This is a genomic window from Bacteroidia bacterium (assembly GCA_040880525.1).
GTDB lineage: Bacteria > Bacteroidota > Bacteroidia > CAILMK01 > JBBDIG01 > JBBDIG01.
Map to the genome: position 1 here is coordinate 16,096 of JBBDIG010000023.1, position 17,758 is coordinate 33,853.

At 46.2% G+C, this 17,758-nt stretch carries 11 protein-coding genes; 3 read left to right on the top strand and 8 right to left on the bottom strand.

Annotation, left to right across the window (positions count from 1 at the left end; all coding sequences use genetic code 11):
• Position 1: 1 nt before the first annotated feature.
• The 4 genes from WD077_06530 to WD077_06545 form a co-directional block, all read right to left on the bottom strand.
• Positions 2-877: a diacylglycerol kinase family protein gene (locus WD077_06530; GenBank protein ID MEX0966875.1), complete on the bottom strand. Its 876-nt coding sequence runs from the start codon at positions 875-877 to the stop codon at positions 2-4.
• A 160-nt stretch (positions 878-1,037) separates the two neighbouring features.
• Positions 1,038-2,858 (bottom strand): tetratricopeptide repeat protein, encoded by a 1,821-nt coding sequence (locus tag WD077_06535; protein MEX0966876.1) that lies wholly within the window; start codon positions 2,856-2,858, stop codon positions 1,038-1,040.
• A gap of 40 nt (positions 2,859-2,898) precedes the next feature.
• A complete protein-coding gene (locus WD077_06540) occupies positions 2,899-4,044 on the bottom strand; it encodes a DUF4837 family protein (protein ID MEX0966877.1) in 1,146 nt (381 codons plus the stop codon).
• Between the two features lie 189 nt (positions 4,045-4,233).
• Complete coding sequence (locus WD077_06545) at positions 4,234-4,650, bottom strand: hypothetical protein (protein ID MEX0966878.1); 417 nt, start codon at positions 4,648-4,650, stop codon at positions 4,234-4,236.
• A gap of 198 nt (positions 4,651-4,848) precedes the next feature.
• On the opposite strand from WD077_06545, the gene guaB reads away from it, so the two are divergent.
• Entirely contained in the window at positions 4,849-6,321 is a 1,473-nt protein-coding gene (gene guaB / locus WD077_06550; protein ID MEX0966879.1) for an IMP dehydrogenase, read from the top strand.
• Positions 6,322-6,347: 26 nt separating this feature from the next.
• Here guaB and WD077_06555 read toward each other — a convergent pair whose 3' ends face one another.
• The 3 genes from WD077_06555 to WD077_06565 form a co-directional block, all read right to left on the bottom strand.
• Positions 6,348-6,770, bottom strand: a complete 423-nt coding sequence (locus tag WD077_06555) for a DUF4625 domain-containing protein (protein MEX0966880.1) — start codon at positions 6,768-6,770, stop codon at positions 6,348-6,350.
• A 146-nt stretch (positions 6,771-6,916) separates the two neighbouring features.
• On the bottom strand, positions 6,917-12,400 hold the full coding sequence (locus WD077_06560) for a S8 family serine peptidase (protein ID MEX0966881.1): 5,484 nt from the start codon (positions 12,398-12,400) through the stop codon (positions 6,917-6,919).
• Between the two features lie 192 nt (positions 12,401-12,592).
• Positions 12,593-14,503, bottom strand: coding sequence for an adenylate/guanylate cyclase domain-containing protein (locus WD077_06565; protein MEX0966882.1), 1,911 nt, complete (start codon positions 14,501-14,503; stop codon positions 12,593-12,595).
• A gap of 635 nt (positions 14,504-15,138) precedes the next feature.
• On the opposite strand from WD077_06565, the gene WD077_06570 reads away from it, so the two are divergent.
• The gene (locus WD077_06570; protein ID MEX0966883.1) at positions 15,139-15,711 is read left to right on the top strand and encodes a hypothetical protein; all 573 of its coding nucleotides are present in this window, start codon (positions 15,139-15,141) and stop codon (positions 15,709-15,711) included.
• A 117-nt stretch (positions 15,712-15,828) separates the two neighbouring features.
• Here the strand turns inward: WD077_06570 and WD077_06575 are convergent, their stop codons facing one another.
• A complete protein-coding gene (locus WD077_06575; protein ID MEX0966884.1) occupies positions 15,829-16,368 on the bottom strand; it encodes a macro domain-containing protein in 540 nt (179 codons plus the stop codon).
• Positions 16,369-16,843: 475 nt separating this feature from the next.
• On the opposite strand from WD077_06575, the gene WD077_06580 reads away from it, so the two are divergent.
• Positions 16,844-17,704: a glycerophosphodiester phosphodiesterase gene (locus tag WD077_06580; GenBank protein ID MEX0966885.1), complete on the top strand. Its 861-nt coding sequence runs from the start codon at positions 16,844-16,846 to the stop codon at positions 17,702-17,704.
• Positions 17,705-17,758: the final 54 nt, after the last annotated feature.

Consider the following 17,758-nt stretch of genomic DNA (forward strand, 5'->3'; position numbering starts at 1 on the left):
ATTAAACAATTACGCGCAGCGCTTTTTGTTCCACCCGCAAACGGATTTCATCTGTGGCCGGATAGGGTTCGCCATCAATATGCAAAAAGCCATCTTTCCCGCATTTTATCACCGCTTCTTTTACTGAAAATGATTTGAAATAGGACGACTTAAAAATTTTTTGCTTAAATATTAAACCCATAATATGCGGTGCCTGAAAAATCGGGAATGGCTCTAAAATGCAAATTTCAATTCGTCCGTCATTAATTTTTCCTGAAGGATTGATGCAGGCGCCATTGCCATATTGTGAAGAATTGGCAAAGCTTACTATAAATGCTTTATCATGAAAACTTCCTTCAGGGCATTGAATCTCTATCCGGGAGGGTTTATATTGACGGAGGCTGCTGGCCACCGACCGTGCATAGGAGTAGAATCCGCGGCTTTTCGTCTTGGAAAAGGCATCACCTACAAAGGCATCGAACCCTACCCCGCTCACATTAAAGAATACGTGCTCATTTGCATAAGCCGCATCTATGCGCTTGCTGCGATAGCGGTTTATCCGCTGGAGCGCCTGCGGAATGGAGAGGGGAATTTTGAGGTGCCGGGCCAATCCATTTCCGGAGCCAAACGGCAGGATTCCGAGCTTAACGTCTGTACCGGTGAGGCTGGCAGCCGTTTCGTTTACAGTGCCATCGCCTCCGCAGGCTACAACGGAATCGAAACCTGCTGCAACGGCCCCGGCAGCGAGTTCAGTTGCATGGCCTGGCCTTTCCGTTTCTGTTATCTCCCCCTTAAACCGTTCCTTCCAAAGCTGCTTCTTTATTACATCCCTGAGTCCGCTTTTCGACCTGCCACCTGAAATCGGGTTGCTGATAAAAAGGATTTTTCTCTTTTTCATTGATATACTAGGGAATTATCTAAAACGCTTTCTGAAGGCAAAAATGGAATATTTTAATTTATTAAAAATAAAATCCATTGTTCTTTCAATAAATACAAAAAATCAAAATTTGAATTTACGCAGCCATTCTCAGTGTGGAGAATGATGAAGTTGAATTCTTTCAATTCATAATATCGCCCCGCAACAACCGGTAGCGCTTCCGGGCCTCCACAGCGTAAATGCTGTCAGGATGTTTCAGGATGAGTTTCTCGTATAGCTCCTTAGCTTTTTCATTGTTGTTAAGCGAGTTTTGGTAGATGGTTGCGGCTTTAAAGAGCGCATCATCCGCAAGAATGTCATCTCCGAACAGCGTATACACCTTAGCATAATACTCTACAGCTTCCTGAAATTTCCGTTGCCTGGAGCGAATATTTCCACGCCTGTAATGTATTTCGTCTGTGAGGCTGTGGCCGGGGAATTTTAGCAGGATCGTATCAAACTTCGCTTCAGCCGTTGCAAACTTGTTCTGGAAGAAATTGAAATCCGCTTCCGCAAACAGTTTTAGCGGAACATCGGTGGTGTCGAGCCCGAGGTTATCGGTTATCGTCATAGAAAGCTGCAGCGCGTCATTGGAGATCAGTTCAGATGTAGAGCCTTTCAGCACGTCCAACTGCGCTTTGGCCCATTCAAATTCACCACGGTAAAAGGACAGTCTTGCATCCTTGAATTTCGCCATTGAGCCGAGCGGATGATCCTTGAAATCCTGCTGCACTTGTTTATAAAGCAGGGCAGCTTCCCAAATATCGTTCGCCATTACCATGTAATCCGCTTTGGCAATTTTGGCTTCCGCCTTTGTAAATCTATCCAGCGAAAGTCCCTCAATCACCGGGTCAATGTAGTTGATCGCCTCCTCCGGCTCATCAAGATAAACCGCTTTGATCTTTGCGTTATTCATGACGGCTTCAGCCCAAATTGCATCGCGCGCATGATAGTCCTGCAGAAAATCTTCGTATGCCGCCACCAGTCCGGTGAGGTCTTCTCTGCTATAGTTATTGAGTTTTGTAATGCGGTCATAGCGTATCCTGAGAAATCCGCGCTTTGCCGCCTGGTAATAATACCCCTCTTCGCCCAGGCTTGCGATGTATGTATAAATATCTTCGGCTACATCGTAAGCACCATTGCTCATCGCAATTTCAGCAAGTGGCAACAGGCGTTCTCCCTGCTCCTTCATCCGCCTGTCCAACGCTTTAAGCTGCACAAGCGCTGCCCGGAAATCTTTTTTCTGTACGAAAAGCCAGCTAAGCAATTCTGTTAGTTGCCGGCTGTTGGGTTCACTTTGTACCTTCTTCAATAAGATCACCCGGAGTTCCTCATAGTTCTGGTCGTCCACTACCAGATCCTGCAGGTTGTTTTGCATGGATTCCAAATACCCGGGGCTTTCCCGAAGCATATTCAGATGCTCCTCCATCATTTTCTCTAAATCTCCCTGCTGCTGATAAAGCGTGGCAAGCTGCACCGCCAATAGGTTCTTATCGCGCATCAACTGTCGCGCTTTCAGGTAAGCCTGGATGGCATATTCGGTTTTCTGCCTGCGGATAAAAGCGTTGGCCACCCGTGAAATTTTGCCCATATCAACCGTCAGTTCATTGATGGCCTCGGTATAGGCTTCCTCGCTTTTCTTTTTATCTCCGGCCTGCTCATAAACATAACCCAGATCTACATAATAGCCGGGATTTTCAGGATGTTTACGTGTCAGCTTTTTCAATGATTTTTCCGCTTCGTCATATTCGCGAAGCTTCATCATTGTATTAAAATAATAATCGTAGAGATAATTGCTTTCGGAATTTTTCCAAAAAAGCTTTTCAAACATCGGGAGCGCTTTGTCAAATTCTCCTTCCTGGTAATGCTGGATTGCAAGCTGTTCTTCGGTATCCTGTGCAATGATGGGTGCGGTGGTCGCTGCAAAAACAAGGAACAGGATAATAGATGATATTTTCTTCATAAAACTTTTATACGCTTAGGCGCTGTGCTACTTGCTTATTTCATTCCACTTTCAGGGTGGAGAAAATAATTTCGAGGCGCTTGATAAAAGGCAATTTTGCCTGATCAGGAGCATAAACGAATCCATCCAACGTGATCACCCTGTTGTTCTTTTCATCCAGCAATGTGAAATTGGTAAAGGGGCCGCCCATAAAATCACCTTCCACGCGCCAATGGCCACGATTGATCACGACCGGCAGATCGTTGAGCGTAGACCGGCTCATGGCAGGCTCTATTATCGGCTCCGTTTGCATATAAGAAGTATCCGTAGGCCCCGGCACGAAAGCCTCTCCTACCTTGTTCCGAAGGTTTATTATATAAGACTGCGTTAATTGTTCCTCGCTCGTGTAATCCTGGGTATACACCAGAATATTGTTGGCCACATTCCGCGTATCATTCCGAATCCAGAAAAAGGTTTTCAACCCGGTTTGCAACAGTTTATCTTCCTCCTCCTGGTCACTAAGCTCTTTTGCTACTCTGTAAATGGCGGGAATCTTCAACTGAACACCCAGGGCGCTCCTTAGCTGCTCTGTCTTTTCATTTTGTCCACGTTCAGGATATATAATGCTATACACGCGCTGCCGCTCGTTTCGGTCAAACATGTTGAGCAGCAGCCTTTTATTCTGCCGGAGAGTTTCCAGGATTTCGTTTTCATTTTGTGCAGGAATATAGGCCAGTTGCTGAGGCCGGGCCCACAAATTTTTGTCCGTCAATATTCCCCGGCCCTCCATAGCTTCTGCTACGCTTTCCTGCGAAAACACCTCCAGCATCACGCCCATAGCATCATCATTTGCGCGGCTGGAAAGAAAGAGCAAATTAGCCTGGCGCTTTTGCAAACCACTGAATGCATCAGCCGTAAGAAAGGAAGGCTTTAGTGAAGATTCTTTGGAAACCAGCCCCGAAAAAGGATCATGCAAAATTTCACTGAGCGATTGCCTGAATTCCGGAGTGTTCAGTTCATCATCCACCACGATGAGGTAGGTAAACTCAGTCCCGGTAGCGCTTGCAAGCGACCGTTCATTTGAGTCTCTTTCCTGCTGCCCGGTAGCGGTTTGTTTGCCATCCCCATTTTGCTCCTTGCATTGGGAAACGGATATGGCCAGCAAAAGACAAAAAATATAGTAAGCCGGTTTAATAAAATTGTTCATAACGCTTTTGAGGATTAATAACGAAATCACGGATGCCATCCAATATATTCAGCTCCGGATATTTTTCATAGCCTGTCGTTTTCATAACTGCCATTTTTAATCATATTTTGAATAAAATGTTTGAAAAAATAACAGTGCAGGCCGGTTTCGTAAATACTAATATTCCTGGTGCTTAATGGAAGTCCCTTTTTAATCGGTCTCCTTCCGGTCATCCGTTTTCTCTGTAGCAAGCCGGAAAAATAAAAGGGACAGGAAGAAAGTGAGCGGGCCAAAAATGATGGTTTCCCATGTGTTCTCGGCCAAAATGTTTCCAATGGTATTCAGCGCAAAAAGTATGGCGAATATCCAAAACAGTATTTTCAGTGATTTTTTTGAGAAAAGTGGTTTCAGGTATCCGGCATGCATGGCAACCACGGCAATAATGAGGAGATTGATCACTATGGAAAGGAATTCAAAAACATACATTTCCTTAGCCGTTTCCAGCCGTCCACCCCAAACCACCTGATACGGAACAAGGCCGAATAACACGAGCAGGTAAAAGCCAATAACGAGCACCAATATTAGTATAATGGCATTGCCGGCAAGCCTGGCGCTGATTGCTTTCATGTTTGTACCTTCTTGGATTGATAATGTGGATGATTGCGCGAATGTCAGCAGAAAATTCTTGTAACGGTTTAAAAGAAAAACATTTCATTATCCCTTGCCACTTCACCCTTCTTTAAAAAATCTATGCTATGAAGTTCATCCAAACATTGCCTAATTTTGCACCGCAAATAGGTCTTTATTATTTAAGCCATTTGCAACATGACAAATTCCAATGAAAAATTCGTAAGCCAGGGATTGACTTACGATGACGTGCTGGTTGTTCCGGCATATTCCCAGGTACTCCCGTATCAGGTAGATCTCACCACCCGCCTCACCACAAACATTACCATTAATATTCCCATCGTTTCGGCTGCTATGGATACAGTAACCGAATATGCGCTGGCCATCGCCATTGCACGGGAAGGGGGATTGGGCTTTATTCATAAAAATATGAGCATAGCCCGGCAAGCCGATGAAGTAAGAAAGGTAAAGCGCTCTGAAAGCGGGATGATCAAAGATCCGATCACGCTTTCGAAAGATGCGCGGCTCTCTGAGGCCGTAGAGATAATGCGCGAGAATAAGATCGGAGGTATTCCTATTGTGGATAAAGACGAAATTCTGGTCGGCATCCTCACCAACCGCGATCTGAGGTTTGAAAAAGACCTCACGCGCAACGTTTCAGAGATCATGACCAAAGAAAATCTGGTTACCGCACCGGAAGGCATTGATCTCAAGGAAGCAGAGCAACTTCTTCAGCAATATAAAATAGAGAAGTTACCGGTGGTAACCGGAGAAGGTAAACTCATCGGCCTGGTAACTTTCAAGGATATAAAGAAAGTTAAGGATCACCCTCGTGCCTGTAAAGATCATTTTGGCAGGCTGCGGGTAGGCGCGGCCATTGGCGTAACGCCTGATATGCTGGAACGCGTACAGGCGCTGATAAAAGCGAGCGTGGATGTTGTTTCTCTGGATACGGCTCACGGAAACAGCAAGGGCGTAATTGAAGCAGTGAAACAACTCCGGGAAAATTTTCCGGACCTTGAGATCATAGCCGGAAACGTAGCCACCGCAGATGCGGCCGTCAACCTGGCTCAGGCGGGTGCAAATGCTGTAAAGGTAGGCGTGGGTCCGGGCTCCATTTGTACCACACGCATTATAGCGGGCATCGGGTATCCGCAGCTTTCAGCCATCATCGAATGCGTCCGGGCGCTGGTGCCCTATAATATTCCGGTAATCGCAGACGGTGGCATTCGCTATTCCGGAGATATTGTAAAAGCTATTGTTGGCGGAGCAAGCACCATAATGGCTGGTTCGCTGTTCGCTGGGGTTGAAGAGGCTCCCGGAGAAACCGTAATCAATGAGGGGCGGAAATTTAAGCTTTACCGGGGAATGGGTTCCGTAGAGGCCATGAAGGAAGGATCGGGCGACCGCTATTTTCAGGATCCGGAAGATGAGATCAAAAAGCTCGTGGCCGAAGGGATCGTTGGGAGAATGCCGTTTAAAGGTAGCCTGAGTGAGGTAATGTATCAATACATCGGTGGCCTGCGGGCTGGAATGGGCTATTGCGGAGCGGCAACCATTGAGGATCTCATGCAAAACAAGTTTGTGCTCATTACTTCAGCCGGGATCAGAGAAAGCCATCCCCATGACGTTACAATCGTAAAAGAAGCTCCGAACTACAGCCCTCACTGATCCTGGGAATGCAGGATATTTCCGAATTACATCATGATATGATATCCCCGCGAAATGGCCGTATCATTCTCGGAATGGTCTGATGCCTCTACTCTCAGTATCAGGTCGCTGTGAATGGGGACCGAAATAATGTAAAAGGTATCCACCTCAGCGGAGGCTGCATCAAAATGATAATGCGCATGAAAGATCTCTGAATCGTCATTTGTGCGGGTAATCGCTACCGCCACATCATGTACGGTTTCATTATCCGTAATGACTGCATGAATATGCATAGTATCGCCATTTTCAAAAGTCGCCCCCTCTATCGGTTGCACAAGGTTCAGTGTGGGCTTTTCCGTGTCTACCTGTGGATCGTCTTTTTTATCATCATCATTATTATTATCTTTTTTGCATGCAGTGCCCAGGGAAAGCATTAAAAGAGCTAACAAAAGGAAAGTGGTATTTTTCATCGTTTAATTTTAAAAATTAACTATTGGATTTCAAAAATACAGAAACAGAATAATCCGGAAATTAATTCAGTGGTTTAGCATTTAAAATAAACCCCGGAACGCCCTTCCGGCTATTGCCCGAAGGACGTTCTGAGGAAAAGGCTATGCTATCGCACAACAAGAAGTTTATGATAAGAAACCGCTGCATTGATCCTGACCCGCACCACATACAGGCCCTGCTTTAAATCTCCAATATCAATGGGTCCCTGATTGTTGTGGCGTTTAACGATAGTTCCTTTCCCGTCAATGAATTCTACAACACCCTCCCCTTTCGAGGCCTCCCAGGTAATGTTCACTTCATCACCGGCAGGATTTGGATAAATGCGAACCTGCGACCCTTTCGCCTCCCGAATGGCTGATTCAGAACTGCCTTCAACGGAATGTAGCATTACAACAGATCCAGCGCCAGCCATCCCTTCGATGAATTTCACGTAATCATTCTCATTGTCCGGTATCAACATGGGGCTGTAGGCCAGGTTAAAGATATAGACCGCTCCCGCACTGCCACCTCTGGAGTCATCTCCTTTTGCCCCTACTATCGCGAAGTTGTTGGAAATGCCAACAGTGAAACCAAAATCGTCAAGAAATTTAGGGCTTGGAGCCGTCATTTTTCTGTCCTGAATCCATGAAGTGCCGCTACGGACGAATAAATAAGAAGAGCCGCTACGCAGTCCATTGGGTTCATCCAGGTAAACGCCAACCAAAGCAGAATCCGTTTCAAGGCTGATAGCCGATCCGAATTGTTCACCTGCACCGGCATCATCCGAAACGAACCTGGCTTGCTGGCTCCAGGTGGTTCCATTCCTGGAAAAGATATAGACGGAACCTGCATTTGTTGCCGGAGAGTCTACGCCTATGGCACCTACCATTGCATCGTCTCCATGAATGCTGACGCTGTATCCAAAGCTGTCTTTAAGGTTGGCATTTGATGCAAGAAGCTTAGCCTGCTGGCTCCAGGTTGTTCCATTTCGATTAAAAATATAGGCGGAACCGCTGTGGGTTCCGTTATCATTATTACGGTGCGCACCTACAATGGCATCCGTTTCCGTCAGATCCACAGAAAAACCGAAATAATCATTCGCCCAACCGTCTGCTGCTGTAAGCTTGGTTTGCAGCTCCCAATCTCCGTTTCCGTTGCGGAAGAAGAGATAGGCCGAACCGGATTGCGGGCCCTTGTCATCATCTCCCAGTGCGCCTACAATGGCATAGTCGCCAGAAATTCCGACACTGTAACCATACCAGTCGCCAGTCTGATTGTCTGCAGGGATGATCCTGGCCTTTTGCGTCCAGTGAACTCCCTGCCGCTCGAAGATGTACGCTGCACCGCTAAAGTTGCCGCTGTCATTAACCTCAGGGGCGCCCACAATGGCATATTTATCCGAAATGGCTACGGATGATCCAAACTTATCCTTCGCAGTGCTATCACTTGCAAATATTTTGGCTTGCTGCTTCCAATCTCCATTGTCATTGAAAAGAATATAAACGGCCCCTTTATGATTGCTGGTTCTTGGAGCAGATGCAATGGCATAATCACCATGAATATCTACGGCATACCCAAGAAAGTTTCCTGCTGCAAGGGGTAGTATCTCCAGCGTCCCGAGGTCATAACTCACATCGAAGTTTTCAGAAATAAGGGCGCCCGGCACCACCTTATGAATGCCTTCCGAGGTTCCTGTGATCATGGTTATTGGCAATAGTCCCGTAACGGAATCGTCTGGCGGAGCATAAGCATCAAGTGAATCTATGATCACCACCACATCTGCACCACCTGAATCGGGCAGGGTACTGTTGTTAACCAATGGCCTTCCGTTTACCAGCGGACGCCCGTTAACGAGCGCTCTCCCGTTCACCAGCGCCCTGGCGTTCACAAGGGCTCTCGCGTTTACAAGAGGCCTTGCACTCACCAACGCAGCAGAGTCAGGATTATCCTGATATTGAAAAATTGAAGCTAATGCTACATCAATAATTTGCAGGGTATCAGGCACAACGTTGTTGACCAGAGGCCGGCCATTGACCAGGGGCCTTCCATTTACCAATGCGCGTGCGCTCACCAGAAATGTCAGGTCCTGAATGTCAGAATTCACGAGCGGGCGGCCATTAACGAGCGCCCGGCCATCCACCAGCGCAAATGCATTTTCCACCAGGTTGCTCTGATGTTCATGGATAAGGTTATTACGGAATGTTTCCCGCTCAGCAGAATCAATATTTGATTCATCATAGATATAAATGAAATTAAAAGCTCCAATCGGATCACGAAAATCCAGAGTTAAATTTTCGGGCTTTATGAGCACCGGCAGCTTTTCAATGGTCAGCAGTCCATCAAAGAATTGATATTCAAAAACTACGGATGTATCCGTACTGTTGGTATCATCCAGGTAAGGCCTGATAAAATATATTCCGGTATTGCTGGTGCTGACGGCTGGTGTGAGGAACATCAGGCTGTCAAGGCCCAGGTCGGACAGTGAGTAAGCGGTGCTGTCCATCGGAATTCCATCCACCGTTATTGAAGCCCTAAACTCAGGCAACTTCTCACCGAATTTTTTAGCTGTGTCATTAGCCGTTATTGCAATTGTATGCTTCACCGAATTGAAAAAACGGAGGGTATCAGAACTTCCACCATCCAGACCGCTGGGGGAGAATGGCGGATTATATACATGCACACCCGGATTTCCCAGGAAAGGCGGAACCGTTGCAGTCAACTGAGTCTCGTTCAGAAAGGCTGTAGGCAGCGTATCGCCCTGAAGCAATACTTTGGATTGCGGAGAAAAATACTCCCCTTCTAAGTTGAGAACAAAGGGCTGCGTTCCCGGCACCTTTGAAGTATCATAGGCCAGTTCTGACAGGGTAGGAATGGGTGTACCTAAAGTAAACATAGCTGCCTGCGCATTTACAAATCCATTTCCGGTCTGAAAGTCGAAACCCGGAGCATCCATATCAATGGCGGTGGAGCTTAAAAGTGTGCGCATTTGAGTTGCGCTAAATGAATCATTGTAAAATTTATGCTTCGCCTGCATTAGGAGAGCCGCAACGCCCGCTGCATGAGGCGCTGCCGCTGAAGTCCCGAAAAAGTTAGGGAAGGCATCATTGTCTATGTTGAGGCCGCCAAGATTTACGGTGGTGTTGCCCCCGTTCGGAGCGCAGATGTCCGGTTTATTGCGCACCACGCCATTTACAGGCGTTCCGCCCACTGAAGAGAAAGAAGCAACGGTGGGTGGATCCACACCAAAAATGGGCGTATTGAGGTACAACACTGCGCCCACAGCAATGGCACCTTCAGCATTTGCCTGACCTACAATAGTAGAGCTGCCGCTGTTATGCTCATCAATGGTCATCTCCCCCCTGAAGACCACGTATTTAAAATTTACGGTTCCGGAACCGGAGGCGCGAACCACCATGATATTAGAGGTGGTTTCATTCAATACTGTGAAAGGAAGTATTTCTATCGGATCACCGCCCAGGTTATTCCGGTTGAATCCAAAAAGCGCCACCCCGTTGTCATCTGTCAAGTAAATATCAAGATCATTCTCTGTACCCGTGAGCACCTGCCCATTAGAATAGATTGAATCCTCCCACTGCAATACGATGGTGTATGTGCCGGGTTTCAGTGACACCTTTTGAAATATATCGTTGCCGCCAAAGTTGTGGGCACCACCAACAACGCCAGGAGGAGCCATAGCAGAATCAAAAACACTCTGGTAAGATTTATTTCCATAGTTCCCGGCAGCGCTGAAGTACGTTGCTCCGTTTGCAACCACGGTATCAACGGCTTGTGCCACCACGCCATCCTGGAAGAAAGGTTCTGTGATATAAGTAATGTCATCCAGGATGATGTCGCAGTTTGCCTGCTGAAGTTGCAGGATCCCCTGTGCAAAATCATTCGCGCTGATGAAGCCTGTACGAAAAGCTAAATCCGCTGCAGGTGCGATGTCGTGGATGATCTGAAGCATTGCCCTGCCCTCATCCGTTCTTCTTCCGAATGGGTAATCCTGTAATATGTCGACCGAAGCGGGAAGGTCTCCGTTCAGCACATCAGTGAGTGCAGGATTATTTGGAATGGTGTTATAGCTGTCTGACAATACGCCAAGTTTGATCCCTGTTCCATCAATATTGTAGGCGTTCCGTGCCACAAAACTCCGCATGGAGCTGTCGCCTTTGCTGAGCGTCAAGCCACTATTGCTTAGCGGAGGATATAGCGGGCGGCAGAAATTGATAAGGCTCTGAAGGCTATCCAGTTTCCACAGGTTGGCGACAGGGAATTTTCCACTGATGATGAGATCGCTTTTCCAGTTGTTGATAATATCCGTCAATCCATAAGGGTGCGTTTGCAGCAGCGCAAGGAGCGTATCATATTTACCGGCTATCGCAATGATCTCCACATACACGCTGTCATTTTCCAGGTTAAAAATATTTCCAAGCGTATCAGAATAGGAATGCGCATTTTGATAGAGGGAGGTAAGTTCTGATCCAAGCGGAGAAGAATGCTTGCCCAGAACAGGTGGCGGATAATAAGGCAGGATAGTCGGAGAAGTAAACGGAATATGCCTCATCGCTACGTTGTTCCCGATCTGAATATTCGCACGGCTGATCAGGGCACCTTTCACTTTAACATTTCCTGATCCGGAACCTATATTGATCCCACCGTTCGGGGCGTAGATCGTACCCAGCCACAGCCCTTGCGCGCTGTTATGCGTATTTACTGCAAAGCCTCCGGATGAGGTGCCGCTGCCATGGACTTCCATTCTAATTCTGGAAGGATCTCCGCCATTTACTAGGGCTGCTTCAAGTTTCCCCAGGCTGGCATCATCTTCCACGTAAATCCATAATTGTCCTGTAACGCTGTTCTGAAAATCATAAAGAAAATGAGCTGACGATCCGCTGATGCTGATGGATTTAAACACGTACACACCGGGCCCATCAAACGTGATGGTATCACTGCCACTTGATAAAATAAGGTCACCATAAGCCCCGGGGACGATCGCCTGGCTTGCTGTAATATCCTGGGTTCCTGCAGCGGGGATAGAAGCAGGCGCAGGCAGCAGAGGTAACTGGGGCAATGAGGGAGCAGCATTCGTTACACCTCCACCCGAAACAGGTCCGCTGTAGGTAGAGCCCGCTGGAAGGGTAACTGTGCCTCCCACAAAACCGCTAACAATATTTATATCCCCGTTTGCATCTACATTTCCTGTAAAAACAGCGTTGGTTCCGGCATTTACTATGTTTCCTGAAACGCTGTTATTATTGGCAGCAGAAATATTCCCGGCAATATTATTCCGGGTCTCTAAGATCACAGTTCCTCCGCTGTGAATATTTCCTCCGGCTATCATTCTGCCCTGGATGCTGATCTGTATATAACTTCCGACATCTCCGCTGTCCAGATTAAAGTCATCACCAATGGATACACTACCGGAAGTTCCCGAATCACCGCCAAAAATGGCGAATTCCGTAAGCTGAAGTGACTGCCCCGCAACATTAAGGGGAAGCAAGAATAGGAAAAGGATGAGCGTGTTCTTTATGCCCCTGCGAATTCCTTTTTGAAAAAGGAATCTCTGAAATAACAGGCCGAAGCTGTGCAGACATAATTTTGTATTCATAATACCTTGTGCATTAAGTGGTTTTTAATTTTTTATAGTTTCTCAAAGCAATCCGGCTGGCGAAAAAATTACTGAATGCATTACCTGCCCGGATTTTCAATCAAAAAAATGAAGACATAAATTCCTGGGTTGAGCAGGAAGAAATTGTATTAATGAGGGGATAAATTGCCGGTTAATGTTTGTAAAAGGCACTTATGCCTCTTGCAGATCTTCAGCAGGATGGCGTATTGATTTTGAGTTTTGAAATTCCACAAAATACATTCTCATAGCACCTTTATTTTTTGCTGAGATCATTCCTCGTTCTTCAAAAGCAAAGAGGGGGTCCTTGCTGATATAACTGTAAGTAGTTTCGCTAATATTCACTTTTCCGGGTTTCCCGGCAGTTTCCAGCCGCGAAGCTGTATTGACGGAATCGCCCCAGATGTCATACTGAAACTTTTTGACGCCCACTACCCCGGCTACCACCGCGCCTGTATGGATGCCGACTCTCATTTCCAGTTCTTTATCAATATTGCTTACCACCTGGCTTTTTAAATTTGCGATGAACCGTTGCATCTCCAGACCAGCCATTACAACATTCTTCACAGCCTGAACCGAATTCCCCGTCAGGCCTCCCACGGCCATGTAGGCATCACCGATTGTCTTTATCTTTTCGAGGCCGTATTTCGTTACGATACGGTCAAACTCCGCGAAGCAATGGTTGATGATCTCCACCACCTCACGGGCAGAGAGCTGCTCAGACATTCCGGTAAAGTTTTGAAAATCGGTAAAGATGATGGTAGCCCGGTCATAGTTCCTGGGTTCCACGCGCCCCTTTTGTTTCAATTCATCGGCTACCTCTGCCGGCAAAATATTAAGCAGCAGGTTCTCGCTTCTATGCTTCTCCTTCCTGATCTTTTTCATCTGGAAGAAACCAATGATCAGGAAAATAATGAGAGAGAAAAGGCCGGTAATAATAAAGTTCTTTTCCAGTTCCTGCACCTCATTCTCCTTTTTGAGCAGATTGATCAGCACCTCTTTTTTTTCCATTTCAAATCCAAAAACCAAATGGGCCAGCCTGTTATTCGTCTCGGCTGTCATCAAGCTGTCGGCAAGGTTGGTATGCAGCTTCTGGTAATGATATGCATTTTTAAAATCACCCATTGTGGCATAAATACGGGCAAGGTCCTTCGCAATTTTACTCATTTCCGGCCGTGCTCCTGCCTCCGTTGCCGCCTCTACAGCCTGGGTTAAGAAACCCAAAGCATCTTCAGGCCGGTCCTGCTCAGCAGCGATGATCCCCAACTGGTGCAGCGCCTTAGCTCCATCAGTTTTGGCGTTCAGGCGGTTGGCAGTAGCCAACGCACTGTCAGCATAATTTTTCGCCAGGTCCAGCTTGTTCTCTTTAATGTAAACATCACCAATCTTCAGCAATGCATAAGGAGCATTGGCCGAGCCCTCATAGGCGATTATGGCTTTTTCCAAAAAATGGAGGGCAGAGTCATACTGCTCCATTTTGGTATATATCTCTCCAATGTTGCTGTTCACAGTGCCGATGGCATCCTGATCCTCCAGTTCTTCGCTGATGGGGAGCGCACGGTTGTAGAATTGCAATGCCCTGGAAAACGTCTCCTCTTTCTCGCTGAAAATAGCCCCTATATTGATGCAAAGGGTGGCAATCCGCAGCTTATCACCGGTTTCTTCGGCCACCTTCAAAGCCTGCAGATATAGCTGCATTGCCTTTTCATAAGAGCCCTGATCGAAATATACAGCACCCTGGTTGCTGAGAATATTGGCCACACCGGGTTTATCACCTATCTCCTCAAAAACCTCACGGGAGGATTCCCATCTTAGCAGTGCGTTTTCCAGATCACCCTGAATGTAGTGGCCAATCCCGATGTTCTTTAAAGCCACGGCAGCCCCTTTTTTATAGTTCATCTCTTCTGAAAGCTTCAGCGCTTCCTCGCCATACTTCACCGTCTTCAGGGGATCAGAATTGAAATAGTATTTGCTGAGACTTAATAGCGCTTCTACTTTTGTGGAGTCCTCACTGGCCTTTTCCCACACCAGCATTAAACTGTCCAGCACGGGGCCGCCCTTAGCCACGCTTGGGAGAACAGACATACAGGAAGCCAAAATGACTGCGGCAATGACTCGGACGAAACTATTTGAGCGCATTTTCAGGTGTTCTTGACAGGAATCAAAAGTAGCAAGAGTAATTCAATATTTTACATATTTCAGATCGCCTGTGAGCCGAACAAAAGCTGGAATGATCAATCCTTACACCAGCTGCCAATCTTCAGGCAATAATGGATTTAACGATTTGTTCATAAAGAAAACCAGCACCCGGAAGCTGCCAGGGCCATGTTGGCAGGCTACGCAAGCAATCCGGTCTTTTTTCCACCGGTTGCAATCCGGGATCCTTTTGCCGGAAACTTCAAATTGAGATGGAATGAAACCAGCGTTGCCTTACGGATGTAAGAAGCGGTCGAATTTAGAACTATTTTTTGGTGAAGAAGAGGAAGGACTACACCCCCTTTGCGCCCTCTCAGGAAGATCATGCTTTGCTTTAGGGTCAACAATTATCCCTGGCACATCCGCTATTTCTTCAAGCCCGTGAATTCTACTTATCTGTTAACCCATCATACTCTCAAAAACACCCGGAGCCTAAAATAATTTGTGCGAAAAAATTAACCCACCAAAGGAATTTTTTTCTTTACTTTGCACCTCAAAGTACTTTAATAAAAATTGTAATTATTATGAAACACCAAAGAAAATTTTATCAGTCAATCATTGCGGTTGTGCTATTAACCGCAGCTCTGTTAACGATCCCATTAATTGCTATGCAGTTTACCAATGAAGTAAACTGGAGTTTCAGCGACTTCATAATTGCCGGTATACTCTTGTTCGGCACCGGGATGTCCTACGTGCTGGCCACGAGAAATGCAGCAACCATAGCCTACCGTGCAGCTTTCGCCCTTGGGATCGGGGTAACCCTCTTTTTGGTATGGGCAAACCTTGCCGTGGGCCTCATTGGTGCCGGACCAAACCCAGGCAACCTCTTGTATATCGGTGTAGTGCTTATCGCGATCATCGGTAGTATTATCTCCAATTTCAGAGCAAAAGGAATGGAGCACACGCTGTACATGATGACGTTCGCCATTATCCTGATTTCCGTAATCGCACTGGTAACCAACATGCACCACTACCCAGGCAGCTCAGTAAATGAGATCATTGGCGTGAATGGATTTTTCGCGGTGCTGTTTGTGATTTCGGGGGTGGCGTTTCGGTTTGCGGGGGATGGAAGGGGTGTTAGGTCAGGTACTGAGTAGTGGAAAATATAGAACAGTTTCCACCTGTCATTCTTCTGTCCGGAAAAAGCACCTGACTAAATTGGTTGACGATACGTACATTTTAATATAAGCAGGTAAATCATGCGATTAGTTGCATCATGACTTCAACTTCTTGCTCAGATAATTCTCATGAGTCTTCAGATCGTGTTCTGAAAATAATACCATCGCCACATGCTGCACCGATTTGAGGCTGGGAATTTCATCCAGGATGGTGTCAACCGCGATTGCCACGGCCTCGTCCAGTGGATAGCCAAAAGCACCTGTGGAAATAGCCGGAAAGGCAATGGAGGAAATTCCTTTCTTCTCCGCAAGTTGCAGGGCATTGCGGTAGCAGTTGGCCAGCAACCGATCTTCGGGTTTATCGCGGCCGTAGACAGGCCCCAGGCAGTGGATGACGTATTGGTTGGGCAGATTGTGCGCCCCGGTGATCACCGCCTCGCCCGGTCTTATCGGTGCAAGCGGGCGGCATTCCTGTTCCAGGCCTGGCCCCGCTGCCCGGTGAATGGCCCCGGCCACGCCCCCGCCAATGCGCAGTTCGGCATTGGCAGCATTCACAATGGCCTGCATATCTAGTTGACTGACAATGTCTCCAACTCTTAATTCAAACGATACGTATCCGAAACGGTACTGGGTCATGATTGCTCTTTTTTCAAGACAAAATACCGGGTGTCTATTTGTTCAGAGAGAACCTTAATAAACTCAATGGTTGAGAATAAAATCAGAGCAACACTTCACCCGGATTTTATTCGATATTTCTGAAACCGCCTGCGCTGCAAAATTAAATCACAGAATCCGGCCAGTGGTTTTATTTGTAAGTGTCACTTTTATTTTGCGCCTTTTCATCCTTCATTTCTTTTGTTAAAATATAACAGACTTATTTATTTTGATTAAATCGAATTACACCAATTGTAAAAAACGGATGTTATAAAATTTAAATAAATAATGCAATTGAAAAGAAAGGCTTTAAATATGGAGGCCTTTCTTTTTAGTTTTATAGGGTTTTTGAGGTTTGCTCCAAATCTTCCTGAACCGCTTGTCAAATCCTCCACACTACAAAAAATTAACAATTATTTAAAGATGTCTTAAATTTGTCTTTTCTAAAAAAAAGGACATGCAGAAAATTTCGCTTCTTTTACTTCTTTTAATATCTATCGCTACCGGCTGTTCAGAATCGCAACAAGCCGTTTCTATGGACCATGAGCCTTATATTCTTGGCCACCGGGGAAGCGGGAATACCGGTTACAATTCACTGGGATTAACGGAGAATACATTGCCATCAATTTTGAAAGCGATGGAGCTATTGGATGGAGTGGAGATTGATATTGAGATGAGCCGGGATTCGGTTGTTTACGTTTTTCATGACAGCAAAATTCCCGCTTGCGGAAACATTCACTTGTCTTGCATTCCAACCTCAGTTTCCAGCCAGATTAACGCCCACAATCAGTGCTTGCCTGAAGACGAAAGGATTCCCACCCTTAGAGAGGTTTTCCAGGCCCTGAAGGAAAATAATTATCAAAAATTTGTGTCGCTGGATGTAAAGGGTTGGTTTGAGGAAGAGTGTATACCCGGCCATAACGTGAATAAAGTTTACCAGGAGGTAATTGCCGCTGAAATTGCACAATTGATTGAAGAATTTCAACTTGCAGGAAAGGTTTTCGTAGAAACCAATTACACGGTGGTGCTGGACGAGATGAAGAGAATTCAGCCTGAAACGCCTACATATTTATTGGGATATGGAAAGCTGCCACACAACATTGAATATGCTTTAAAACAGGGCTATGATGGAATTTCCTTTAGCTCCTTTGATTCTACCCTAACCCAGGAAAATGTGGAGACATTGCACCAGTCGGGCCTTAAGCTTCAGCTTTGGACGCCAAATGAAAGCCAACATTTATTAAAAGCCAAAGAATATCATCCTCATTTTATTCAAACTGATAATGTGCTGGAAGCCAAAGCTATTCTAAATAATTAATTAGGTATAGGCGCTTAGGTAGCAATATGTTATTTTTGCTCCATGTTAAAGAGA